Here is a 22,836-nt window from a genome sequence, read left to right as displayed (position 1 = left end):
AGCTAGAGGTTATATCGGCAGCCTTCTGAAATGTTGTGAGCGGGGATTACTGCCAGCCTCCCGGGGCTGCGGCAGGCACGTTTCATTCGATGTCGATCAGACTGCGCAGGCGCAGCTGTTCCCGGAAGCCCTCCAGGCTGAGCGGTACGGACAACCGGTCCTTGGCGAACAGAATCTCTCTCGGCTCGCCTGCCGACAGGTCGAAGTAATTGTCCGAGGCCATGCCGTCCGCCTCCCGGAGCGACAGCTCCACATAACGGGCAAACGATAAGGACTGCACCCGCACCAGGAAGCTGTGTTCGTGCTCCTCCACTTCTGCGGTCAGCCGCGGAGAAAGAAGCTCGAAATGCTTGGAGGGCACGAAGAGCACGGTTCCCCGGCTGAGCACCTCCCCTTCCCCGCTGCGCAGGCGGAACTCCAGATAGCTGCGCCGGCGCTCGGGACCTGTCAGCTCGCCGTCGAAGTCGAGCTGAAGAGGGCAGTACGAGGCCAACTCCCCTGCCGTCGTCCACACCCCTCCCTCCTGAAGCACCCTCGAGCGATGGTCCCGCAGCTGCCACTCGAGCATCCCCTCCACGGGCACCCGTGTATCGTTGGTGATATGGAGCTCCACCTTGAGATCCCGCTCGGAAGCGGAGACACAGACAGGGCTGTAGAACCGTTTGGCCGCATAATGCAGCGCCTTCCACCGCCCATAATAGTCGATGCTCGACCAGGAGGCGGCGGGCCAGCAATCGTTCAGCTGCCAGTACAGGGAGCCCATGCAGATCCCGCGATGCTGCCGCCAATACTCCACCCCGTACCGGATCGCTTCCGCCTGCACGAGCTGCGAGGCATAGATCAGCGAATCGAGATCCTTCGGGAATTTGAACAGCTGTGCGAGATAGTTCATGATTTTGCCGTTCGCTTCGGGATGATTCTGGTGGCGCTCCATGATATACGAGAACACGTTGCGGTCCTCCGGCAGCGAGAAGCTCTCCACCGTCTTGAGGTCGGGATAGGACTGGAAGCCGAATTCCGAGCAGAAGCGAAAAAGATTCCTGCGGTAATCGGTGAACGGCTTCGTGCCGTGCCACACATCCCAATAATGCACATCGCCGCGTGAAGGATCGTTAGGATGATCGAATCCGCCGCCGGACGAGGGCGAGGCCAGCCAGTAGGGAGTCTGCGGATCGTGGGTCTTCACCACCTTGGGCAGCACCATCTCGAACTGCTTAATATAGTCCGAACGGAGCTTGCCCGCCTTCGGCAGGCTCCACTCCACCCAGGCCCACTCCATCTCATTGTTGCCGCACCACAGTGCAAGACAGGCATGGTGCCGGATCCGGATCACATTGTCCGCCGTTTCCCGCTCGATATTCTCCGTGAAGCTGTCCGTCATCTCGTAAGCCGCGCAGGCGAAGAGCAGATCCTGCCAGACGAGCAGCCCGTACCGGTCGCAGAGGTCGTAAAATGCATCCTCTGGAAAATAGCCCCCACCCCACACGCGCAGCATATTGAAATGGGCCTCGGCACAATCCCGGATGAGCCGTTCGGTCCGCTCTGGAGTGCAGCGGCTGATGAGGCTGTCCTGCGGAACATAGTTGGCGCCCTTGGCGAAGATAGGGATCCCGTTCACTACGCATTCGAACGATTCGCCCCAGGCGTCAGGCTCCCTCCGCCAGATGATCGTCCGCAGCCCGATCTGCAGCCTTCGTTCATCGAGTATCTGCCCGGAGGATCCGAGCAGCACGGCGGCCGCCTCATACAGCGGCTGCTCCCCATATCCGTTCGGCCACCACAGCTCGGGATCTGCAACCGGTACATCCACGATGAGTTCCTCTCCGCTGCAGGTCTGTACGCTCCGGTGAAGCACCTCTCCCCGAGGGCTCGTCAGCGTCACAGCCGCGAGCACTCCCTCTGCATTCCACAGGGTGCTGCGGATTCGCACGGCAAGCCTTACTTCCCCATCCGGTGCGTGATACTGCGTGACCAGGACATCGCTGAGCCTCCCTGCGGAATAACCCTCCAGCCGGATATCCCGCCAGATGCCCATGTCCGGGAGCACGGGGGCCCAGTCCCAGCCGAACATGTAGGACGCCTTGCGGATCTGGTTGAAGCCGCCGACCACACCGACGGTGGTGCACCAGACCGGATGCTCTGCATGACGCTGCCGGACATGGAGGAGCGCCGAGCGGAACGAAAGCTGTAGCGTATTCATGCCGGGACAGAGCATCTCCGTCACATCGAAGGAATAGCAGCGGTGCATATTGTCCGTCTCCCCCAAGGGCTGGCCGTTCAGGCGGATCTGTGCGAGCGTATCCAACCCTTCGCAGACGAGCAGCACCCGCTCGGAAGACAGCAGCTCCGCATCCGCCGAGAAGCTCTTGCGGTATTCGTAAGCGTGCTGGGCGAGCTCCATCGCCTGATCCGCCTGATCCCGGTAGAACGGATCGCTCATCCGTCCAGCCCGCAGGAGATCGGTGAAGACGGACCCCGGCACTATCGCTTCCATCCATGCATCCTCCCCCCGGCGGCGCATTCGCCAGGTGCCGTTCAAGTCCTGTATCTTTTTCATCCCGAGCTCCCCCATCCCAAGGTTGATCCCCCGTTCTGCCAGAGGACAACCGCTTCTGTCCTACACTGTATGAGGAAGCCAGACAAAATAGCCCTGATCCGCCGGGGATCAGAGCTCAGGATGTTCGGGTATATCCTCTGGCGTTCTGCTGCGCTTACACAAAGGAGCTTCCATCGGGATACAGCCTCACTCGCTTGCAGCGAGCTGATGGTATGTAGTTCTATCCCTCTCCGAGCTAGCTGCAATAGGCCTGCTGTGCCGCAATCCCGGTCAGCTTGAGCCCCGTGGAGCGGCAGTCCTCGCACTCCCCGTAGAATACCTGCACCCTGCGGGTCGGCAGCGTATCCATTACACCCTCACAATGCTTGCATACAATCGTCCCCAGCTCCGGTGCAGCGCCATTCCCCTGTTCCAGCAGTTCGCTTCGATTCATCTGCTCCGCCTCCTTAAGGTTAGGCCCCGCAGCTGTCCGCCAACGGGAGCCGTTCGATTTCTTACCCTTACTATACCACAACCTTTCCACATTTGGCCATATATAATGCGTAATTTATTTTATATAATACACATCATTAAATCTAAATAGCTGCAATCGATGCACAAAAAAAGGACCCTTCTGGTCCTAAAAATCCTTATATACCGATTACAGTTGTCTTCCGGACGCACCAGTGACAAGCATCCTTCAAGGCTGATCTGGAATCCGCCTTTCTCAGCTTAGTGCTCTCCCTCTCCCTCCCTGCCCTGCTCATAACGCTCCCGGTGCTCCCGTTTCATCCTTACATAGTCCTCATCGGACTTCGCCAGATTCCACTTCTTCTTGAAGATCGCAGCCGCCTCGGCCTTCACCGGGTTCAGTTCGTATGGCAGCACGGTCCCGTCTTCCTCTGAGTATTTGCGTCCGCCGGGATGATTGGCATATCGCCTTGCACGGGTGTAGCCCATCTGCAGGAACTTACGGGCCATATCCATGCCGACGAAATCCCCGTGGGCTTTGTACTCCAGGAACATCGCGTAGATCTTCTCGGAGGAGGCCTTCGCGATCTCAGGGGTCTTGAAGCGCCAGTGCGGCAGAATCTCGCTCTTGTAGGGCTCCACAAGCAGTACGCCTTGTTCCCCACGGCCGACCTGGTATAGCTCCGGATGCTTCCGGAGATCGAGACGGGCATAATCCAGCGAATAATCGAAGGATCGAAGCATGGTTATCCCTCCTTTGGTCTCCTTTATTACCCGTCCGGCCATGTACTGCTCTCCTCACGCCTATCCGACGCTCGGGTCGCTGCCGCAAGGGGCTCAAGCCGCTGGAACCCTCACACTTTGTTGCCTGCCCTTGACCTGTACATAAAAAAATGCACCCGGCGGGGCCGGATGCATGCTAACTGCTGCTTATTTACGAATGAGGTACAGACGCGACGTTTCTTCCCACACCGCACCCGGCTCCAGGGCGAACAGACCGATCTCCTCGGCCGGCAGATCGACGCTTGGCGCGTTGACCAGGTTCACCTGAGGCTCGGGGCAGAAGAACTTGCGGGATGCCTCGTTGTTCCAGATCATCCACTGCTTGTAGGACGTACCGACGTCGTATACGAGCGTGACGCCTTCCTTGTGGTCCCGAAGTTCCATCCGGTTGCGGCCGTTCTGCGCAGCCGCGGTGTAGTGGTTGTCCATCGCCGCGAAGTAAGGGGACACGCCGCCTTTCTTCAGCTGCTCTTCCTCCGGAGTCAGCTCCTGGAAGCGGCCGGTCGGCAGCATTCGCTCATTGAGCTCCCACCGCTGGCCGATGGTCGCGAAGAAGGTCACATCGTCCGGCGTGCTCTCCGGAGCAAACGGCGCGTTGATCGCCGTATGGAATGCGAGCAGGCACGGCAGGAGCTCTTCCCCGTCGTTATGTACGGACACGTGCTGCAGAAGCCCCGACTCGCCAAGCGTGTAGCGCAGGCGGATCGTGAATTCATGCGGCAGGTAGCGGTGCACGGAGTGGCCTTCGGACACCTTCTGGTTCAGCACGACCCAGCTCTCGGTCTCATCGCTGCCGAACTTCTCCACGGTCCAAGGGATCGTGTGCAGGAACCCATGAAGGTGATTGCCCGTGGCCGGTTCATTCACCGGGAATTCGTAGGTGCGGCCGTTCCACGGGAACTTGCCGTCAACATAGCGGTTAGGCGGGAAGAGCACCGGGATGCCGTGCACGCCGGGGTTAGCTTTGAACGCTTCCATCTCGCCGGCTTCCGGCTCGCGCAGAATCTTGTACCCCTTCTCGGTCTCGCGCAGTGCGATCAGGTTGGCACCCACGCCCGGCAGCACGGCCGCTTCGTACGGGCCCGCCTGCAGCCATACGGCCGCTTCCCCCTGATAATCGCCCTGGTAGGCCTTCGGTTGAGTCGTCATGATCGGTTACCTCCTGCTTCTTCGTATCTTGGAATGGAATATAAGAGCGTCCTGACTTCTGTATCTTACCAAGTTTATCCGTGTACGGACAACTCTGATCGGTTAGAAAAGATAAAGAAGCCAACATACCGACAAAAGCCGCCTCTCTGCCCGTAAAAGAAACGGTAGAGAGGACGGCCTTGTTAGCCCTGGGAACGCGGGTTCGAATTAACGCAGCTTCCAGGCGATGTCGCTCCAGCGCAGCTCATTGCGAAGGGAGACCGGCGTCGTGTTCTTGTCGATGACGACACACTCGATACCTGTCATCTCGGCGAAGTCCAGCATGTGCTCGGTCTTCACCACATAGGAGAAGCCGGTGTGGTGGGCGCCGCCTGCCTGGATCCAGGCTTCCACGCCGTCGCGCAGCGATGGCTGGCACTTCCAGAGGACGCGAGCCACCGGCAGCTTCGGCATCGCCTTCTCCGGCTGAACGGCTTCCACTTCGTTGACGATGAGGCGGAAGCGGTTGCCCATGTCGATGATCGACGCATTGATCGCGGAGCCGGAGCGGCCGTCGAACACCATACGCGCCGGATCCGCTTTGCCGCCGATACCGAGCGGGTGTACTTCGAGCTTCGGACGGGTAGCCGCAATCGTTGGGCAGATCTCGAGCATGTGGGAGCCCAGTACGAGCTCGTTGCCTTCTTCCAGGTGATAAGTGTAATCTTCCATGAAGGACGTGCCTTCATTGCCCGCCATGATCTTCATGAGGCGTACGAGCGCGGAGGTCTTCCAGTCGCCTTCGCCGCCGAAGCCGTAGCCGGCTTCCATGAGGCGCTGTACCGCAAGGCCGGGAAGCTGCTTCATGCCGTGCAGATCCTCGAATGTCGTCGTGAACGCGCCGAAGCCGCCTTCTTCGAGGAACGCCTTCATCCCGAGCTCGATGCGAGCCTGCTCTTCGATGGAGCTGCGGATTGCGCCTGCCGCGCGGGCTTCCGGGGAAAGCTCATAGCGTTCGGTGTACTCGTCGAACAGCTGGCGCACTTGCGCGTCGGACACGTCGTTGACGCGCTGCACGAGATCGCCGATGCCGTAGCCGTTCACCGACCAGCCGAACTTGATCTGGGCTTCCACCTTGTCGCCTTCGGTTACGGCCACTTGGCGCATGTTGTCGCCGAAGCGGGCCACCTTCAGCGTGCGGCTCTCCGCGAACGCCACCGCCGTGCGCATCCAGCCGCCGATGCGGCCGAGCACTTCCGCGTTCTCCCAGTAGCCGACGACGATCTTGCGGGAGATGCCCATACGGGCGCCGATGAAGCCGTACTCGCGGTCACCGTGGGCGGCCTGGTTCAGGTTCATGAAATCCATATCGATCGTATCCCATGGGATATCGCGGTTAAACTGCGTGTGCAGGTGAAGCAGCGGCTTGCGGAGCTCGGAGAGACCGGCAATCCACATCTTGGCCGGGGAGAACGTATGCATCCATGTGATGATCCCTGCACACTCCGCATCGGAGTTCGCTTCGATACAAATGCGGCGGATGTCTTCCGGTGTCGTCACAACCGGTTTGAATACTACCTTGTATGGGATCGCCGCATCGCGGTCAAGCCCTTCCGCAATCACCTGGGAGTGGGCGTCCACTTCCTTCAGCGTCTCAGGTCCGTACAAATGCTGGCTGCCAGTCACAAACCAGAATACATAAGGCTTAACGTTTACCATGAATGAGTCCTCCTTGGATTATCAATGCGAGTCTTTCCTCTTAAGCGCATTCATATGTACGAACATTATCCGGAACACCCCTTGTAACCGGGGGCTATACCTATGCATTGCATAATGTTGTACGTACAACTGCTTTCACCCTTATTGTACTCGCAATCGGCGCGCATTTCAATAAGCAGTTTGCTGTTTGCTTCCCTTTCCCAAACCTGTCCCTGACAAGGATGCCCGGCTCCATCCTGAAAGGAACGGCTCCTACGAGTTCATAAGCTTCCGTGAGCTCGATAGCTTATCTCCAACGTTCTGATTCGCCCTGCAAAAGCAAAAAGAAGGACGGCTGCCCGGCGGCACCCGTCCCTCTCCTCTTCCTCTATTCCAGCGTGAACCGGCCCACCAGCTCCTGAAGCTCCGCTGCCGTGCGGCGCAGCTCCCCGGAAGCTTCCGACACCTGGTCTGCCGATGCCAGCTGCCCGGCGGCGGCTTCGGCGACATTCGCCGCTCCTTGGGCCGAGGTGCGGGCAATATTCGCCATATCGCCAACCGTTGCGGTGACCTCCTCGGCTCCCGCCGAGATCTGCTCCGAGGCGGAGGACACTTCGAGGATCTGGTCCGCCACCTTATGGCTGACCTCGAAGATCCGCTGGAAGGTGCCGGTCGCTTCCCCGGCCAGCTGCAATCCCAGTTCCACCTCGCTCACCTGCGCTGTCATGGCATCGACCGCGCGGCCGGTGTCCTGCTGGATCTCCTTAATGACGGTCACAACCTGATCGGCCGCATGCTTCGACTGCTCTGCGAGCTTGCGCACTTCTTGCGCAACCACCGAGAACCCGCGCCCGTGCTCGCCGGCCCGCGAAGCTTCGATCGATGCGTTCAGGGCGAGCAGGTTCGTCTGGTTCGCTATGGCCGTGATGCCGCCAAGGATCTGCTCGATCTCATGGGAGCGGTCGTTCAGTGACCGGATCACAGCCGCACTGCGGTGGGCGGTGTCCTGGATGGAGCCCATCTGTTCCATGACGCTTCCGATCGTCCGTGTCCCCTGCCTCGCCTCCTCGAAGGCCAGCTTGGACCGGTCGGAGACACAGGAGGCGGACTCGGCGATCCGTACGATGCCTGCGGCCATCTCTTCCATCGCGCGTGCGCTCTCCTCGGCGCTGACCTGCTGCGTCTCGGCCCCGGACGCCACTTCTCGGACGTCTGCGGCCACTTGTGTCGCCGCGCCCGCCGTCTCTTCCGCCGCGGCGGAGAGCTCGCCGGACATCCGCGCGACCTGCTGCGCATGATCCGCCATCTTGGCGATCATCTCCTGCAGGTGGCCGATCATCCGGCCAACCTCCCGGGTCAGGGAGCCGATCTCGTCTTTGGATGTCACTTGAAGTGTGCGAACGATCCGCCCCGCTTCCCCAAGATCACCTTCCGCCATGGTCTCCACCGTCCGCTTCAATATCAGCAGCGGGGAGAGCCTGCGGATGATGTATACCATCGCGAGTGCAATGAAGAGCAGGGTAATCCCGATGATGCTCCCCACATAGAGCGGCATAGAGGCCTTCATCACCTCCGAAGTAACGACATCTACCGTATCCGCCGAGGTATCGACCCCCAAGATGCCGAGCACCTGCCCTGAGGCATCCTTGATCGGCGCGAAGGCTGACAGGTAGTCGCCGTACTTCTCATCGTTCACGATGGGAGTCGAGATCGTGCCGCCCTTCAGGACGGGCAGGACCATCTCCGGGGTCGTCGTTGACGTCGGCTCTCCGATCGGCGAATAATTGGCGTCATCGCGCGGCGCCCCGTCGATGAAGAGCTGTGGGTTCTCCCCGCCGCTTCCCGTTTGGATCGTATACACGTACAGCACTCCGTTCTTTTCACGGAAGTCGCTGAGCTGGTCGCGCAGCTCCCAATACACCCCGTTCTCCTGCGGATCCTCCAGGAACTCCTTGTACTTCATCGGATCCACTGCCTTCGCCAAGCGCACGGCCGTATCGATACTGCGGTTCGCGACCGCAAGCTCCGTGACCGATTGGGTATGGTAGTATAAGTACACCGTATTGAGAAGGTTCATCGTAATCAGAATCCCCATAACGATCAGGGCGATGCGGATCCCGAGCGAATGTCTCCAAGGCTGCCTATTCATCTTTCCTCTCCCCTTTATGTGCAATTTCATTGAAAAGCCTGGTCTCCTGAAGAATATCGGCTGGTTTCGTATGAAATTTTACCTTACATCCCCTCCAAGGGCCTTCGCGCCTATGGTAAAATACACCTTAGGACGCTTCCCCGAATATCTATTCGCCTCAGAAGACGCCACTCGCACGGAGGAAGGATCGTGTCATTCGCATGCAAGCCCGCTCGTTATTTCTAAGCAAGGTCATGGTTCTGTCGGCGGTCATCGCCGTCTTTTTTCTGCTTACCCTGATGTACGGACGCCATTCGCCTCCCCTCTACGATCTGCGTTCCTCCGGAACGTGGACCGTGCTGCTTTCTGAGCAGGCGGGTGCCGAGGCCGCCCCTCCGGAGGCCGGAGGATGGGTGACCCCGGAGGAAGCCGGCACCCTCCCCGGGGCGGCCGCTTACCGCGGCTATTACTGGGCCAAAGTGACGCTGCCCGGCCTGCCCATCCGGGATCCTTATGTGATTGCCCAGGGCCAGGGCCGGATCGGGGCTAATCTCGGCGGAGCGGGAATCTACGATTTCAATATCAGAGGCCCTTACGTCAAGGTGTATCCCTCCTACCACTGGAATTTCATCCGTCTGCCGGATGGATACGCGGGACAGACCCTGTATCTGAGGCTCTACAAATCGGGCGAAGCCCTGAACCTGGGACAGTTCACCCTGGCCGGACGCCAGGAATATACGGCGAACGCGCTCGTCAAGGACGGCTTCAAGATCCTCTTCAGCTTCTGCTTCGCCATGGCCGCGATCCTCTCCCTGCTGCTCTACAAGAGGCAGCGGTCGCAGCCGATGTATCTGTACTTCGGCCTGTTCGCGCTGAGCTCCCTGCACGGCTGTTTCGCGAGGACCTTCCTCTTCAACGAATTCTGGCACATCCCGCTCGTGACCTATCTGCACGACGTGGCGTTCTATCTCGGCACATTCTCGATCCTGGCTTTCCTGAGAGCTCTCTTCGGAGACGGCTTCGGCGGAATGCGCGGCAAGCTGTCGGTGTTCTCGCTGGCCTTCTCTTGCGTTACGCTGGCCGCGGCACTTTACAGCGACAGGCTCTACTTTGATATCGTGAATTACTTCGCGTCCGCCGCCTTTATGCTCATCTTCCTTGCTGACAGTGCGCTGATGTACGTCCAGCTGCGCACCCAGAGATCCAGCGAAGCCCAGTGGACGGTCCTCGGCTATCTTCTGCTGATCTTCTTCGGGATCAGCCACTCTCTGTTCTTCCTGCTGGAGCGGTGGGACCTCGCGGCGTTCCGGACGGCGCCCGCCCTGCTCTATTTCCTGCGGGAGGATCAGCTCAGCTTCGGAATCTTCCTGTTCATGCTCTGCCTCGTCATGGTGCTCGCGCAGCGCTTCGACCAGGTGAACGAGCGGGTGAAGCGGTATGCATTGGAGCTTGAAGAGAAAAACCGCAAGCTGCAGGAGCTCGACCGGCTCAAAGACGACTTTCTGGCGAACACGTCACACGAGCTGCGGACACCGCTGCACGGCATCATCGGCCTGTCGGAAGCGCTTCTATCGGACCGAGCCGGAGTCCAGGGGGAATCACGGCGGAACGTGGAGCTGGTCATCTCCAGTGCCAGCCGGCTGGCGAGGCTCGTCGACGACATCCTGGATTTCTCAAAGCTCAAGCACAGCGACATGGTGCTGAAGCAGGAGCCGGTGGGCCTCCACGCACTCGCCGACCTCGTACTGACGGTCTTCGGCCCGCTGGCCGCCCGCAAGGGAATCACCCTCGTGAACGGCCTGCCGGAGACCAGCGCCGTCTTCGCGGATGCCAACCGGCTCGAACAGATTTTCTACAACCTCATCGGCAATGCCCTGAAGTTCACCGACCGCGGGGAAGTCCGTTTGAGTGCGGAGGCGGCGCGCGAGGGGATGCGCATCTGTGTCCGGGATACCGGCCTCGGCATTCCGCCGGAGAAGCTGCCGTTGCTCTTCGAGCCGTTCGAGCAGGCGTCGGAGGGGCTGAAGCGGGGCGGCACGGGCCTCGGACTCTCGATCACGAAGAAGCTGGTGGAGCTGCACGGCGGGACGATCGCCATCGCCTCCGAGCCGGGGAATGGCACCGCGGTGACCTTCACCCTGCCTGTCTATGACGGCGCCTCGTCCGCCCTGCTGCCCGAGGCGCCGGCTTCCCGGCCCCTGGCCCCGGGAGGTTACAACGCGGAGGAGAGGTCCGCCGCGGAAGAAGCGGCCCCCGCCTCGAACCCCGAGGCCGCATCCCTGCCGCTGATCCTGATCGCCGACGACGAACCCGTCAACCTGCTCGTGCTGCAGCAGCATCTGGCGAGCCAGCCCTACCGCCTGATTCAGGCGCGCACCGGAACGGAAGCTCTGGAGCTTGCGCTGCGCAGCAAGCCCGATCTGATGCTGCTCGACGTGATGATGCCCGGGCTGAGCGGGGTGGAGGTCTGCCGGCAGCTCCGGGAGCGCTTCAACCCGAGCGAGCTGCCGGTGCTCCTGCTCACCGCGAAGTCCGCGCCGCAGGATCTCGCCGATGGCTTCGAAGCCGGCGCCAACGACTATCTCACGAAGCCGATCCTCCGCAGCGAGCTGCTCGCCCGGGTCCGGATTCAGCTGCAGCTGTCCCAGCTGAATCTCTCCCTCGAGGCGCTCGTCGCCGAACGAACGGCTGCGCTGGAGAAGGCCAACCGCAAGCTCTCCTCCTCCATGCAGGAGACCGTCGATGCGATGACGGAGATCTCTGTGCTTGAGGAGCGCAACCGCATCGCACAGGAAATACATGACATCGTCGGACACACGCTGACGGTGATCAACATTCAGATCGAAGCGGCGAAGCGGCTGCTGACTCAGAATCAGGAGCTCGGCCTGGAGAAGCTCGAGCTCTCCCAGGCGCTGGTCCGCAAGAGCCTGAGTGAGGTCCGCGAATCCGTACGCATGCTCCGGGACCGGGGCACCGAGGGGAACCTGCGCGACGCGATGCTCCAGCTCCTGCAGGATACCCGGCAGGCCGCAGGTGTCGAGATCGACGAGGAGGTGGACGTCCTCCCCGAGCTCGAAGCCCAGCAGCGCCGCGCCCTGTACCGGGCGCTGCAGGAAGGGCTGACGAACGGCATCCGCCACGGGGGGAGCACCCGCTTCCGGTTCCGCCTGACCTGCCGGGAGCGCGAGCTGATCTTCGAGCTCTCGAACAACGGCCGGCGCTTCGATGCCGAGGAGATGGGCTTCGGCCTGCGGGCCATGTCGGAGCGGGTGCAGCATCTCGGCGGCACGCTGCAGATTGCGCCCGACGGCGACACCGGCTGCCGGATCACCCTGATGCTGCCGGTGGCTTAGCCGTACTCCATTCCACTGCGAGGGGCGCAGCCGCCTCTGAAGCGGCTGCCCGCCACGCCCAATAAGCCTTCGTTTTCCCGCCCGGGACAACGAAGGCTTATCAGTCTGGGGATGTACTGTAGTCCGGGGATGTCCGCATGGAATGTTCCCGAGTGCTGTCTTATTCCTGTCTTCCCTTCTCCTCCGCGCGGCTCTCCCGCTCCTCCTGCTTCATCCAGGGAGGGTCGCCGAGCTGATGAATGCGCCGGTTAACCCGGTACATTACGTACGGAATCACCAGGGACAGCACCGCGCAGAACAGGACGAAACCCGATGGAATGCGTCCTACCAGGTTGGCCACTATTCCCCTACCCCCTTCTGCTCATTGGCATTGATGCTGCCGATCCGGCGGATACTCACATCGGTCTGGATTCGTACTTTCGCCTGCCGGAACAGCTTGTCCCCGTACTCCCACTGATCCTGAACGGCGGTCCACTGCTTATAGTGTTCTTCCCGCAGATAGGAACCCAAGCCTACGGCATCCGTGCTGTACTTCTGCTGCAGCAGCTTGACCAGCTTCGTACAGGTGTCTGTGATTTTGGCATTCATCTTGGCCTCCACCTCGCTGAGCGTTACGGAGTTCGTCAGATCAAGCCGGGCGAAGGACTTGCCGAGGCTCCCCTCAACCTGGATATACACCGTGAAGACCGGATTCCCGCCAGGCGGCCAATCCACCTTGATCCTCCGCTTCGAACGCTCCACCTCCAGATCGACCGTTTTGCCCTCCATCTCGACTTCTACAATCCCCCCTCGGACCTGCCCCTTCATAAAATTCAGTCCCTGGGTTTCCTCCCCCGTCAAAAAACCGATCATCCGGTTGGTCCTCCCGTCGAACAAAGCGGAGCCCGTCAGAGATACGCCCTCCTTGTAGGGGTGCACCTTCTGCACCGTGAAACTCTCCTCGGTAAGCATGTATTCATGTACGTCCCCTATGCGGGTTTCGGGGAGCATGTAATTGCTTTTCCGCTTATTATTCGATACGGATTCGATGTAGTTCACCGGCATATTCTCGCTTAACGCCTTTACGTTCAGCACATCCTCAGCCCGCCCATCGGCTACCATGATCTTCACATTGCGCCGCATCTCATTGTCTCGGAGGAAAAAGTCCAGGATATCCGCAAACTCCCCCTGAACACGGGCAACCTCATCGGAGATGATAATCAGCTTCAAGTGTTCAAAGTAGGGAGTCCGGCTGGTCTTGGTGGACATCTTGCCGGTTAGGGAATGCATGGAATTCTCGGAAGCGGAAATGTTGAAATAAGCGCGGCCGCCCCCCTTCCCCTGCCCCCCGCCCTCTTTGAGGCCCGACGGCACGACAATCTGATAGGTGCCCAGATACTTGTCCGTACCTCCGGATGTTTCGCGGGTTATCGTCTTCTGGGAACTCCGGTCGATCCCGACCCCTACGACGAAGCCCCGCTGGTCGATCTCGATACGGTCCCAGCACCCGGTCAGCAGCACGGGAAGAAGCACGCAGAGCCCGAGACTGCTCATCTTAACGCTTCCCATCTTAACGCTTCTCATGCGGCTTCCTCCCTTTGATCACAGCGAGGCCATAGAGCAGACAGGGAAGCACAATAGCGAACAGAATGCCGCTGTAATTCACAAGCGTCCCCATCCGATTGAATTCAATCCCGTTCTGCGGAAACATGCAGATCAGGTAAATGACGGGAGCCAGGAAAAACAACCCGTAATGGCGCGGAACCCTCGGAAAGAGTGACCCCAGATTCAGGACGGCAAGATCCAGCGCCATGCAGGCCGTATTGAATATCGTCATGATCCAAATCGTAAAGAAGATGGATTCGAAACGCTCGAAAAACTCTCCCGGCACCTGCATCTCCTTGGCGAGCTCGACGGCCGGGTACGTCACTTCCTTCAGCGCCGGGTGGGAGAATACGCCGACCGAGATGATGTAGATCACAAAGTACAGCAGCACGGGAAGGGCAGCGCCGACGGCCGCCGCTCTTGGAGCATCTTGGGGGCGGCTCATCATCGCCGTGTAGAACAGCACCACCTCGAAGCCGAGCAGAGAGAAGACGGTCTCTTTGGCACCTCCGAGTATTTTACGCCAGTCCGTGATGAAGAACGGCTTGACGTCGCTTACGTGAAACAGCGGGATCGAGAACATAAGGACGAATACCGAGATGCTGATGACCAGGGGTAAAAACAAGGTATTGAGCCGGATCAGGCCGACCCTGCTGCCCGCCGCGGCGTATACGGTTACGAGCAGAAAGGTAAGGGCGATGATCTCCACCGGCGTCCTCTCAAAGAGATACTGCTTCGATATATTCGCGATGGCCCGGATTTCATAGGCACAGAAGATCAAGAAATACAGGGACAGCCCTGCTGTCCAGAGCCAGGCGGCCGGTCTCGTCACCAAAGAGGCGGTAAAAGCGAACGCACCGTCTCCCTGTCCATGGTAAAGGCCCGCGAGCTTGCCTAGAATCCAGGCGCAAACTACAGCCATTCCTCCCGCGATGAGGATGGATATCCAGCCGTCGGACGACATCGTCACCCGGGCGAGAGTCTTCGGGAGCGTCAGTATGCCAACGCCGATCATCATGGAGGAAACCGTGACCGTCAAATCCAGGGAACTGATGCCTTCCTCTCCAATCCGAAACGGATGCTTCATGGCTTCACCTGCTTGGACGGCTGCCGCTTCTTATCCTGTTCTCCCAGCATCCCGGGGCGCTCTCTCAAGAAGACCATCGGGGCACGAAAAACTAGATCCTTCCAATCCCGCATCAGCTGCGGGGCAAAGGGAGACGTGTACGGCACCCCGAAGCTGCGGAGATTGACAAGATGCACGTTAATCATGATATAGCACATGATGAGCCCATAAAGCCCGAAGATCGATGCCGCAAGCATGACGGCGAAGCGGATGATTCTCAGGGTGATCGCAAACGAGTACGACGGCAGCGCGAAAGACGCAATGGCGGTGACCGCCACGACGATCACCATGATGGGGCTGACAATGCCGGCGGATACGGCCGCCTCTCCAATGACCAATCCGCCCACGATCCCGATCGTCTGCCCGATGGGCTTCGGCAGACGCAGTCCCGCTTCCCTCAGCAGTTCCAGTGTGATCTCCATGATGAAGGCCTCCACTACGGCGGGGAACGGCACGCCCTCCCTGGCCCCGGCAATCGAGAAGGCCAGCTTGGAGGGCAGCATCCCGTGGTGATATTCCACCAGAGCGATATAGATCGCCGGCAGGAAGGTGGCAATAAAGGCCGCAATGAGCCTGAGCAGCCGGGTCAGGGTAGAAATGAGCCAGTGCTGGTAATAGTCCTCCGGGGAATGGATGCAGGTAGAGAAGGTAATCGGCAGAATCAGCCCGAATGGATCTCCATCCACAAGAATGGCCACCCTGCCCTGCAGCAGAGCCCCGGATACCCTATCGGGACGCTCCGTATTCAACAGGAGCGGGAACGGCGTAAGATAGCTGTCGGCTATCCACTGCTCGACGAAGCCCGAGCCCTCCACATCGTCGATATCCAGCGTCCTCAGGCGCCGGCGGACCTCTTCGAGCAATCCGGCATTCGCTATGCCGTCCATATAGATAAGCACGGCGTCCCGGTTGGCGCGCCGGCCGAACCGGTAGGATTCGAACCGCAGGCTGGCGCTTCGGATCCGCCTGCGGATCAGGGCCGTATTCGTTCGCAGGTCTTCCGTGAAGCCCTCGCGCGGCCCCCGGATGATCGACTCGTTCTGCGGGTCCTCGACGGGTCTGCTCTTCCAGTTCCGGCTGCCGACCACCAAGGCTTGGTCGATTCCCTCCAGGAATACAGCCGTATCACCGGAGAGAACGGACAGCATCGCCTCGCGGAGCTCCTTCACAAGCGAATAATCCGAGGTGCCGAGCACCCGCTGCTGCAGCAGGGCCAGCAGTGCCCCTCCGGACGGAGCCGCCGGCCCCTCCTCGGTAAGCAGCAGCGGCAGCAGCAGGTCATCGTTCACTAGCGTCTGGTCGGCAAGCCCATCGATATATATAATGACACCAGTCACCCCGGCTGTGCCTCCGAGGACCAGCTCCCGTACGATCAGATCATCCGGTGCGCCGAGCAGCCCGCGGATCCGTTCCGTATTCGCTTTGGCGGAGACGGAGACCGGTACCGCATGGGGCTGTTCCGCGGAGGAATGGCCGATGCTCCGGGCTTGCTGCAGCTGCTTGCTGCGCATGGTACGGAGAAGCCATGACCAACGCATTCCCCTCACCTCCGGACGGTTATGTTAAGTACTGCCCGCTTCCGGGCTTGTCTGAATGCTGTTACCGCTTCCTGAGTCGACTGTCTATCCTTCACTATTTGCCAATAGGGAGGAATTTATCCAGATGCCGGTACGCAGGGATCCGCAACATCAGGATCAAGCCAAAAACACTCATCCGGCTGCGGATGAGTGTTTTGGCTGAATAGGAATGGATGGGGGGCTGCTGCGTTACCCGTTCGGTTCGCTTGGCTGCCAGCGGCCCTAAAGCCCTAATCCTTAAGCGCTTCGGCCACGGCCTGCTTCGCATGCAGGTAAGCCGTATCGAAGAGCGGCAGCGGGCTGTCGTCCTGACGGAGGAGCAGTCCGATCTCGGTGCAGCCGAGAACGATCCCCTCGGCACCGCGGGCCTGCAGCCTGCGGATGACCGCCACGAACTTCTCCCTCGATTCGGGGAGAATGATCCCCCGGCACAGCTCGTCATAAATGATGGCATTCACCGTCTGCCGGTCTTCCTCTTCCGGGATCAGAACGCCGATGCCCCGCTCTTCGAGCTCACTGCGGTAGAATTCGCCCTCCATCGTATAGACGGTGCCGAGCAGCCCGATGCGTCCACAGCCCTTGGCCCGGATCTCATCGGCCGCAGCGTGAGCGATGTGCAGGAACGGAATCTCCACGCTGTCGCGGATCTCCGCCGCCAGCCGGTGCATGGTATTCGTGCAGAGCAGCAGGCAGTCTGCTCCGGCGCGCTCGAGCGCCTGGGCCGCTTCGATGAGGATGTGTCCGGCGTCCTCCCAGCGGTCCTCCCGCTGGCACAGCTCAATCTCGGCAAAATCCACGCTGTAGAGGATACATTTTGCGGAGTGCAGGCCTCCCCGTGCCTCCTTCACCAGCGTGTTCACGAGCTTATAATACTCCACGGAGGATTCCCAGCTCATTCCTCCGATCAATCCGATGGTCTTCATACCCTTCTCTCCCTCCCAAAGGTTCTCTCTTTCCTCTACCTTCGCATAATAGGAGATTATTGGCAATACCAACTTCGGAAAACCCTCAGCACTACTCCCTCAGCGCATCCCTGAGGCGGGTCGACATGGATTCCGAGGCGCGGGCCGCCGCTGTGCTTCTCGCTTTGACGAGCAGCTCTTTCAGCCTGCGGTTCTCCTCTTCGAGCTCCCCCATCCGCTGCCTTGCGCCTTCGGCCTCTTCGTAGGCCGCCACCGCTTGAAGCAGCGCCTCGTCCCTGCGTCCCGCCTCGGCGAACAGCCGCTCGAGGGCGTTCGTCAGCGGAGACCCTCCATGTGTTTGTTCTGTCATACTCTTTTTCCCTCCGTCCGCTTTCCATGCTGCTTCTACAAGCCTATCATAACCGGACGAGCCCTATGGCGGCAAACGGTCAGGAAAGGCCGCAGCCTCCAAGTTATGATGCGGTTGTGTTTTGAATGAATCATCAGCTATAATAATGTTAGTAACCTACTTTATGCGTAAAACCAGAGAGGAGCATCCCGATGATCTCGATCTATCCCGCCTCATCGCGTTATTCGGCAGATCATGGCTGGCTGCAGAGCAACTTCAGCTTCTCGTTCGGCGATTACTATGATCCGGACAATACGGGCTTTGGCCCCCTGCGTGTGTTCAATGACGACACGATCCAGGGCGGGCGCGGCTTCGGCGCTCATCCGCACCGGGAGATGGAGATCGTCTCCGTTGTGCTGCAGGGCCAGCTGAAGCACGAAGACAGCACGGGTCATTCCGCCGTCACCACCTTCGGCGAAGTGCAGCGGATGTCTGCCGGTACGGGCATCATCCACTCCGAGATGAACCCGTCGGAGGAGCCGGTCACTCTGCTGCAGCTGTGGTTCACGCCGGACCGCAAGGGCCTTGAGCCGTCCTACGAGACGAGCCGGTACGAGTTGTCCGCCTTGAAAAATGCGCTGCTGCCCGTCGTCTCGAACCGTTCGGGGGAGGGCGTCGCCCATATCCACCAGGATATGACGATCTACCTCTCCGAGCTCGAAGGAGGCCGGGAGCTTCTCTTCGAACAGCCGGAAGGCCGGCGCATTTTCGTCTTCGTCATGGAAGGCGGCCTGACCCTGAACGGCGAGCAGGCCCTCTCCCGACGGGATGCGGCAAGGATCACCGGTACGCCTTCCCTGCGTGTCCGCTCCGAGCAGGGGGCGCAGTGGATGCTGATCGATCTGCCATACTAGGGCGAGGAGGACAACAAGCAATGAACGAACCTGCGATTCACCAGACCCTGCTCATCAAGCATGTCACCGGCCGGTTCCTGCTCGATTCACGCAAGCTGGGCGGCGACTTCCGCTTCTCCCTGCAGGAGAAGGCCGGACGCTGGGTGGTCGAAGCCGGCGGCGTAGAGCCGGAAGTGATCCGGGAGGTGCTCCGGCTCTCGGATGAGCTGAACCTGTTCTATTTCGAGGAGGACACGAAGGCCGGCACCCTGCGCAAGTGGTGGCTGTATGACAAGGATACGCCGGAGGTCACAGGCGATGCAGCCGAAGGCACGCTGACCCTGTCGCTCAATACGCGTACGCCTTATTCCAACGAGAACACGAACATTCCGATGTAAGCTGGTAAAGACTGGATGGCGTCAATAAACAAGCCCCGTACCTCGGCCCGCGAAAGGGACCTTCATTGGTACGGGGCTTCTTGCGCGGCAGCCATGCCTATTGAGGCTGCGATCTGGCTTCCGCTCTCCTTACATGGCACGCGGCGGGAACGAACTGCTTCGGCGTTGAGCACGCCGGCTCTCCACCGCATTCAATACCCATGCCGCCCCTGTGATGCAGAACAGCCCGCCGAGATAGCCTGCTGCGATGTCCGTCAGGTAGTGGACGCCAAAATACAGGCGGCAGTACCCAAGGAGCAGGATCATGGCGGCTCCGGCCGCGGCGGCGGTGATGCGAAGCGCACCGCTGCGCGCATACTTCCAGATCACGAAGACCAGGATTCCGTAGAGCGCCATCCCCATCATGGCGTTGCCGCTCGGGAAGCTGTACCCTGTCGCCTCCACCCAGCCTGCGTGATCCGGTCTTGGACGGCCGACAACCGCTTTCAGTCCGGTGTTCAGTGCGAGCGCCGAGACCAAGGTCCCGAGAACGGTCAAGGCGGCTCTGCCGCTGTGCACCCACCAGGCCGCAGCGGCGGACAGCAGGGCGACACCCGTAAACCCAGCCGTCGAGCCCAGCATGTTCAGGGCAAGCAGCAGCCCCGACGGCTCTCCCTGCCGGTCCGCGCCAAGCAGCTCGGCCGCCTGCCGGTCCCACGCCGTCGGACCTTGCGCCGGAATTACGGCCGCGATGGCCCCGAACAGGATCGAGATCACCAGCATCCATCCGATGTGTTTCATCGTTTTATTCCCCTTTTGTGGTCTAGGTATGTTGAAAGATAGCGTCATATTATACCACGAAGCCCCCACGGAGAGGAATAAGGGAACCATACTCTGTGCAGTGTATGACGTTTCTTAAACTGGTTCGGTATCCGAAGGCGGTGTCATCCTGGTGCTGATAAGCACACGGCAAAAAGACCGGCAGGCCGAAGCCCGCCGGTCGCAGGTACGTCTTGTGTTCTATGAGCGAGCCGCCCCTGTCAGCTCCCGTGGAATGCCGGGGCTGTGCTCGGACACCCGTTCCGGCATCTGCGGCACCGGGAATCCGGCCGGCGGAGGCTCGACCTTGAGCGTGCCGCCGTGGCGTCCCGGAGACTCGCCCTGGAAAATCTCGCCGATCCGCGTCGGGTCGAGACGGAAGTTGAACTGGGCGTTATGCCAGCCGCGCTCGATATACTTGCGGCACTCCGGATACTGTGTCAGATCGTATCCGGTACGGGCAGCACCTTGCCCCAGTTCACGCCGAGCGTCCCAAGCGCCATCGCATACGCATTTTGATGCGCATTGCCCCGTACCATAAGGAAAGCGAGGGTTTCACGGAACGTTTTGTTCGTGCTCATCTCATAGATCCTTGACTTCTGAAGCGTACGGTCTCTTCCAGCACCAGGTTATCGAGCAGGTTGCTCACTAGATTGCCGTGGTCATAGACCCACGAGCCGTTCCATGGGTTGCCCGAGGAATTCACCGGCAGCGAGCTCTGCGCCCCGATGATGTAACGGTACGTCTGACCGTCCCCGGGCGCATTCGCCAGCAACGGCTTACTGCCGTCCTCCTCACTCCGGCCGGATCCGTTGAGCAGCTTGTTGATCGTGGTCTGCACGAGCTCCACATGGGAAATCTCCTCCAGGAAGATCCCGCGGATGAGATCCCTGTACTGCGTGGCCGGGCCCCGGAAGTTCGCGCTTTGGAACGAAAACTGCATCATCGTGCGCATCTCGCCGTAATGCCCGCCGTGAATCTCCTGCATCGCTTTCGCCGCAGACGGGTCCGGCTGGTCCGGTACGATCTCGTTAATCAAGGCTTCTAAATATGAAATCAGGGGGAATGCTCCGGAGATTCATAATTTTGCATGGGATGGAAACAGTAACTCTATGCTGACTTCCAAGTGCAAAAGGGAGGATATAACCGAATGAGCAGTGAGCAGGAACGCACCTTATCCGTCATGGCCCTGGGCGGGGTAGGCGAAATCGGAAAGAACATGTACGTCATTCAATACGGAGACGATATCATTGCCATCGACTGCGGTTCGAAGTTCCCGGACGAGAGCCTGCCCGGCATCGACCTGATCGTCCCCGACATCTCGTACCTGCTGGAGAACCGCGATAAAGTCAGGGGCATCATCATCACCCACGGCCACGAGGACCATATCGGCGGCCTTCCGTATATTCTCAAGCAGATGGGAATGCCTGTGTACGGGACCCGGCTGACGCTCGGGCTGATCGAAGGCAAGCTGAAGGAACATGGCCTGCTGGGCTCCACGAAGACGCATGTCATCACCGAGGATTCCATTCTTGAGCTCGGGTCCTTTACCGTGTCCTTCTTCAAAACGAACCACAGCATCCCGGACTGCATCGGGATCGTCTTCGAAACACCGGAGGGGACCGTCGTCCATACGGGGGACTTCAAATTTGACCTGACGCCCGTCAACGAGGAGTCGGCCGACCTGCACCGGATGGCGGAGATCGGCAAGAACGGCGTGCTCGCCCTGCTCTCCGAGAGCACGAATGCCGAGCGCCCGGGGTTCACTCCTTCGGAGCGTAAGGTGGGGCTCCATCTTGAAGAGGTATTCCGCAAGGCGCAGCAGAAGGTATTCATCGCCACCTTCGCCTCGAACGTGCACCGGCTGCAGCAGGTCGTTGATGCGGCTTTTGCTACGGGGCGCAAGCTCTCGCTGATCGGTCGCAGTATGGTGAACGTCGTCTCCATCGCCGCCGAGCTCGGCTATATGAACATTCCGGACGGCATGTTGATCGACCCCGGAGAGGTCGGCCAATACTCCCCCGACAAGGTGGCGATCCTGTGTACGGGCAGCCAGGGAGAACCGATGGCCGCCCTCGCCCGCCTGGCCCGCAACAACCACCGTCAGGTGGAGGTGCTGCGCGGCGATACGATCATCGTCTCCGCCACACCGATTCCCGGCAACGAGCGCAACGTCTCCCGCACGGTCGACGACCTGTACCGGCTTGGCGCCCATGTCATCTACGGTCCGGGCTCCGCAACCGGGATGCACGTCTCGGGGCACGCCAGTCAGGAAGAGTTGAAGCTGATGCTTCACCTGATGCGGCCGCAGTATTTTGTCCCCATCCACGGGGAGTACCGTATGCTCCACCAGCACCGGCAGCTGGCCGAAGCCGTCGGTGTCGAGAGCGAGAATATCTTCATCATCGACAACGGCGATGTAGTGGAATTCGAGCGGGGGCGGGGCCGCAAAGCCGGCAAGGTGCCCGCCGGGAGCACGTTCGTCGACGGCCTCGGGATCGGCGACATCGGGCACATGGTGCTGCGCGACCGCAAGTCGCTCTCCCAGGACGGCATCCTGATCGTCGTCATCACGATGAGCAAGGCGTCGGGCACCGTCCTCTCCGGCCCGGACATCGTCTCGCGCGGCTTCGTGTATGTCCGCGAATCCGAGAGCCTCATGGAGCAGGCGAACGGAATCGTCGTCCGCACCCTGGCGAGACTGCAGGATGAGAACGTGAACCAGTGGAACATCGTGAAGCAGAAGATCAAGGATTCCCTTGGCAAGTTCCTGTACGACCAGACGAAGCGCCGCCCGATGATCCTTCCGATCATTGTGGAAGTGTAGGTTCGAATCAAGCTGTGAAATTACAAAAGCGTCCAGCGCTGCGGTATCCCCTATCCAGCCGCCGGTTCAGTGAGCTGTGAGCCCCTGAGCTGTTGGCTGTGTCGGAGGATATCCAGCCGCAGGGGCGCTTTTGGCTTGCCGGCCGTTATGCCTTGGATCGCCCGACAATCCGGCAGCAGCGGGACACCGGAGGCATGGGGCCTGTCGGATTAAGGCCCCCTCCTTCATTCTGCGAATCAACCTCGCGGCACTCTGGCGTATCCGAGCAAATGCCGGCAGCCCAAA

General features: G+C 60.2%; 17 protein-coding genes and 1 pseudogene. 4 read left to right on the top strand and 14 right to left on the bottom strand.

What is annotated here, in order from left to right; translation table 11 throughout:
- Nucleotides 1-82: 82 nt before the first annotated feature.
- The 6 genes from ACP26L_RS13470 to ACP26L_RS13445 all read right to left on the bottom strand — a co-directional run bounded on the left by ACP26L_RS13470 (nucleotide 83) and on the right by ACP26L_RS13445 (nucleotide 8,765).
- Complete coding sequence (locus tag ACP26L_RS13470) at nucleotides 83-2,557, bottom strand: beta-mannosidase (RefSeq protein ID WP_426453173.1); 2,475 nt, start codon at nucleotides 2,555-2,557, stop codon at nucleotides 83-85.
- A 235-nt stretch (nucleotides 2,558-2,792) separates the two neighbouring features.
- On the bottom strand, nucleotides 2,793-2,990 hold the full coding sequence (locus ACP26L_RS13465) for a GapA-binding peptide SR1P (RefSeq protein WP_426453171.1): 198 nt from the start codon (nucleotides 2,988-2,990) through the stop codon (nucleotides 2,793-2,795).
- Nucleotides 2,991-3,268: 278 nt separating this feature from the next.
- Nucleotides 3,269-3,751: a DUF4385 domain-containing protein gene (locus ACP26L_RS13460; RefSeq protein ID WP_426453169.1), complete on the bottom strand. Its 483-nt coding sequence runs from the start codon at nucleotides 3,749-3,751 to the stop codon at nucleotides 3,269-3,271.
- Between the two features lie 186 nt (nucleotides 3,752-3,937).
- The gene (locus ACP26L_RS13455; protein ID WP_426453167.1) at nucleotides 3,938-4,939 is read right to left on the bottom strand and encodes an aldose 1-epimerase; all 1,002 of its coding nucleotides are present in this window, start codon (nucleotides 4,937-4,939) and stop codon (nucleotides 3,938-3,940) included.
- Nucleotides 4,940-5,146: 207 nt separating this feature from the next.
- Nucleotides 5,147-6,637 (bottom strand): L-arabinose isomerase, encoded by a 1,491-nt coding sequence (gene araA / locus ACP26L_RS13450; protein WP_426453165.1) that lies wholly within the window; start codon nucleotides 6,635-6,637, stop codon nucleotides 5,147-5,149.
- A 367-nt stretch (nucleotides 6,638-7,004) separates the two neighbouring features.
- Nucleotides 7,005-8,765 (bottom strand): methyl-accepting chemotaxis protein, encoded by a 1,761-nt coding sequence (locus tag ACP26L_RS13445; RefSeq protein ID WP_426453163.1) that lies wholly within the window; start codon nucleotides 8,763-8,765, stop codon nucleotides 7,005-7,007.
- A 200-nt stretch (nucleotides 8,766-8,965) separates the two neighbouring features.
- Between ACP26L_RS13445 and ACP26L_RS13440 the strand changes: the two genes are divergently transcribed.
- Nucleotides 8,966-12,097, top strand: coding sequence for an ATP-binding protein (locus ACP26L_RS13440; RefSeq protein WP_426453161.1), 3,132 nt, complete (start codon nucleotides 8,966-8,968; stop codon nucleotides 12,095-12,097).
- Between the two features lie 160 nt (nucleotides 12,098-12,257).
- On the opposite strand, the gene ACP26L_RS13435 is transcribed toward ACP26L_RS13440, so the two are convergent.
- The 6 genes from ACP26L_RS13435 to ACP26L_RS13410 form a co-directional block, all read right to left on the bottom strand.
- Nucleotides 12,258-12,437: a hypothetical protein gene (locus ACP26L_RS13435; RefSeq protein WP_426453160.1), complete on the bottom strand. Its 180-nt coding sequence runs from the start codon at nucleotides 12,435-12,437 to the stop codon at nucleotides 12,258-12,260.
- A complete protein-coding gene (locus ACP26L_RS13430; protein ID WP_426453158.1) occupies nucleotides 12,437-13,660 on the bottom strand; it encodes a Ger(x)C family spore germination protein in 1,224 nt (407 codons plus the stop codon). The genes ACP26L_RS13435 and ACP26L_RS13430 overlap by 1 nt, the downstream gene beginning before the upstream one ends.
- The gene (locus ACP26L_RS13425) at nucleotides 13,647-14,768 is read right to left on the bottom strand and encodes a GerAB/ArcD/ProY family transporter (protein WP_426453156.1); all 1,122 of its coding nucleotides are present in this window, start codon (nucleotides 14,766-14,768) and stop codon (nucleotides 13,647-13,649) included. The genes ACP26L_RS13430 and ACP26L_RS13425 overlap by 14 nt, the downstream gene beginning before the upstream one ends.
- Complete coding sequence (locus ACP26L_RS13420) at nucleotides 14,765-16,345, bottom strand: spore germination protein (RefSeq protein ID WP_426453154.1); 1,581 nt, start codon at nucleotides 16,343-16,345, stop codon at nucleotides 14,765-14,767. Before ACP26L_RS13420 ends, ACP26L_RS13425 begins: the two co-directional genes overlap by 4 nt.
- A gap of 269 nt (nucleotides 16,346-16,614) precedes the next feature.
- Nucleotides 16,615-17,307: an aspartate/glutamate racemase family protein gene (locus tag ACP26L_RS13415; RefSeq protein ID WP_426453152.1), complete on the bottom strand. Its 693-nt coding sequence runs from the start codon at nucleotides 17,305-17,307 to the stop codon at nucleotides 16,615-16,617.
- Nucleotides 17,308-17,398: 91 nt separating this feature from the next.
- The gene (locus ACP26L_RS13410) at nucleotides 17,399-17,656 is read right to left on the bottom strand and encodes a hypothetical protein (protein WP_426453150.1); all 258 of its coding nucleotides are present in this window, start codon (nucleotides 17,654-17,656) and stop codon (nucleotides 17,399-17,401) included.
- A 191-nt stretch (nucleotides 17,657-17,847) separates the two neighbouring features.
- Between ACP26L_RS13410 and ACP26L_RS13405 the strand changes: the two genes are divergently transcribed.
- Both ACP26L_RS13405 and ACP26L_RS13400 read left to right on the top strand, forming a co-directional pair.
- Entirely contained in the window at nucleotides 17,848-18,549 is a 702-nt protein-coding gene (locus ACP26L_RS13405) for a pirin family protein (protein WP_426453149.1), read from the top strand.
- A gap of 20 nt (nucleotides 18,550-18,569) precedes the next feature.
- Nucleotides 18,570-18,926, top strand: a complete 357-nt coding sequence (locus ACP26L_RS13400; protein ID WP_426453148.1) for a hypothetical protein — start codon at nucleotides 18,570-18,572, stop codon at nucleotides 18,924-18,926.
- A gap of 129 nt (nucleotides 18,927-19,055) precedes the next feature.
- On the opposite strand, the gene ACP26L_RS13395 is transcribed toward ACP26L_RS13400, so the two are convergent.
- Entirely contained in the window at nucleotides 19,056-19,706 is a 651-nt protein-coding gene (locus tag ACP26L_RS13395; protein ID WP_426453147.1) for a phosphatase PAP2 family protein, read from the bottom strand.
- Nucleotides 19,707-20,164: 458 nt separating this feature from the next.
- Nucleotides 20,165-20,712 (bottom strand): annotated as a pseudogene (locus ACP26L_RS13390) (manganese catalase family protein).
- 162 nt (nucleotides 20,713-20,874) lie between these two features.
- Between ACP26L_RS13390 and ACP26L_RS13385 the strand changes: the two are divergent.
- The gene (locus ACP26L_RS13385; RefSeq protein ID WP_426453145.1) at nucleotides 20,875-22,551 is read left to right on the top strand and encodes a ribonuclease J; all 1,677 of its coding nucleotides are present in this window, start codon (nucleotides 20,875-20,877) and stop codon (nucleotides 22,549-22,551) included.
- Nucleotides 22,552-22,836 lie beyond the last annotated feature (285 nt).

The sequence above is a fragment of the Paenibacillus sp. S-38 genome (genome assembly GCF_049942825.1).
GTDB lineage: Bacteria > Bacillota > Bacilli > Paenibacillales > NBRC-103111 > Paenibacillus_G.
The sequence above is the reverse complement of the archived record's forward strand: the minus strand, read 5'-3'. Positions and strand labels throughout refer to the sequence as shown.

Bases quoted from the DNA above. Each gene is read 5' to 3' on its own strand.
- ACP26L_RS13470 (WP_426453173.1), bottom strand. From the start codon at position 2,557: ATGAAAAAGATACAGGACTTGAACGGCACCTGGCGAATGCGCCGCCGG.
- ACP26L_RS13465 (WP_426453171.1), bottom strand. From the start codon at position 2,990: ATGAATCGAAGCGAACTGCTGGAACAGGGGAATGGCGCTGCACCGGAG.
- ACP26L_RS13460 (WP_426453169.1), bottom strand. From the start codon at position 3,751: ATGCTTCGATCCTTCGATTATTCGCTGGATTATGCCCGTCTCGATCTC.
- ACP26L_RS13455 (WP_426453167.1), bottom strand. From the start codon at position 4,939: ATGACGACTCAACCGAAGGCCTACCAGGGCGATTATCAGGGGGAAGCG.
- araA (WP_426453165.1), bottom strand. From the start codon at position 6,637: ATGGTAAACGTTAAGCCTTATGTATTCTGGTTTGTGACTGGCAGCCAG.
- ACP26L_RS13445 (WP_426453163.1), bottom strand. From the start codon at position 8,765: ATGAATAGGCAGCCTTGGAGACATTCGCTCGGGATCCGCATCGCCCTG.
- ACP26L_RS13440 (WP_426453161.1), top strand. From the start codon at position 8,966: ATGCAAGCCCGCTCGTTATTTCTAAGCAAGGTCATGGTTCTGTCGGCG.
- ACP26L_RS13430 (WP_426453158.1), bottom strand. From the start codon at position 13,660: ATGAGAAGCGTTAAGATGGGAAGCGTTAAGATGAGCAGTCTCGGGCTC.
- ACP26L_RS13425 (WP_426453156.1), bottom strand. From the start codon at position 14,768: ATGAAGCATCCGTTTCGGATTGGAGAGGAAGGCATCAGTTCCCTGGAT.
- ACP26L_RS13420 (WP_426453154.1), bottom strand. From the start codon at position 16,345: ATGCGTTGGTCATGGCTTCTCCGTACCATGCGCAGCAAGCAGCTGCAG.
- ACP26L_RS13415 (WP_426453152.1), bottom strand. From the start codon at position 17,307: ATGAAGACCATCGGATTGATCGGAGGAATGAGCTGGGAATCCTCCGTG.
- ACP26L_RS13410 (WP_426453150.1), bottom strand. From the start codon at position 17,656: ATGACAGAACAAACACATGGAGGGTCTCCGCTGACGAACGCCCTCGAG.
- ACP26L_RS13405 (WP_426453149.1), top strand. From the start codon at position 17,848: ATGATCTCGATCTATCCCGCCTCATCGCGTTATTCGGCAGATCATGGC.
- ACP26L_RS13400 (WP_426453148.1), top strand. From the start codon at position 18,570: ATGAACGAACCTGCGATTCACCAGACCCTGCTCATCAAGCATGTCACC.
- ACP26L_RS13395 (WP_426453147.1), bottom strand. From the start codon at position 19,706: ATGAAACACATCGGATGGATGCTGGTGATCTCGATCCTGTTCGGGGCC.
- ACP26L_RS13385 (WP_426453145.1), top strand. From the start codon at position 20,875: ATGAGCAGTGAGCAGGAACGCACCTTATCCGTCATGGCCCTGGGCGGG.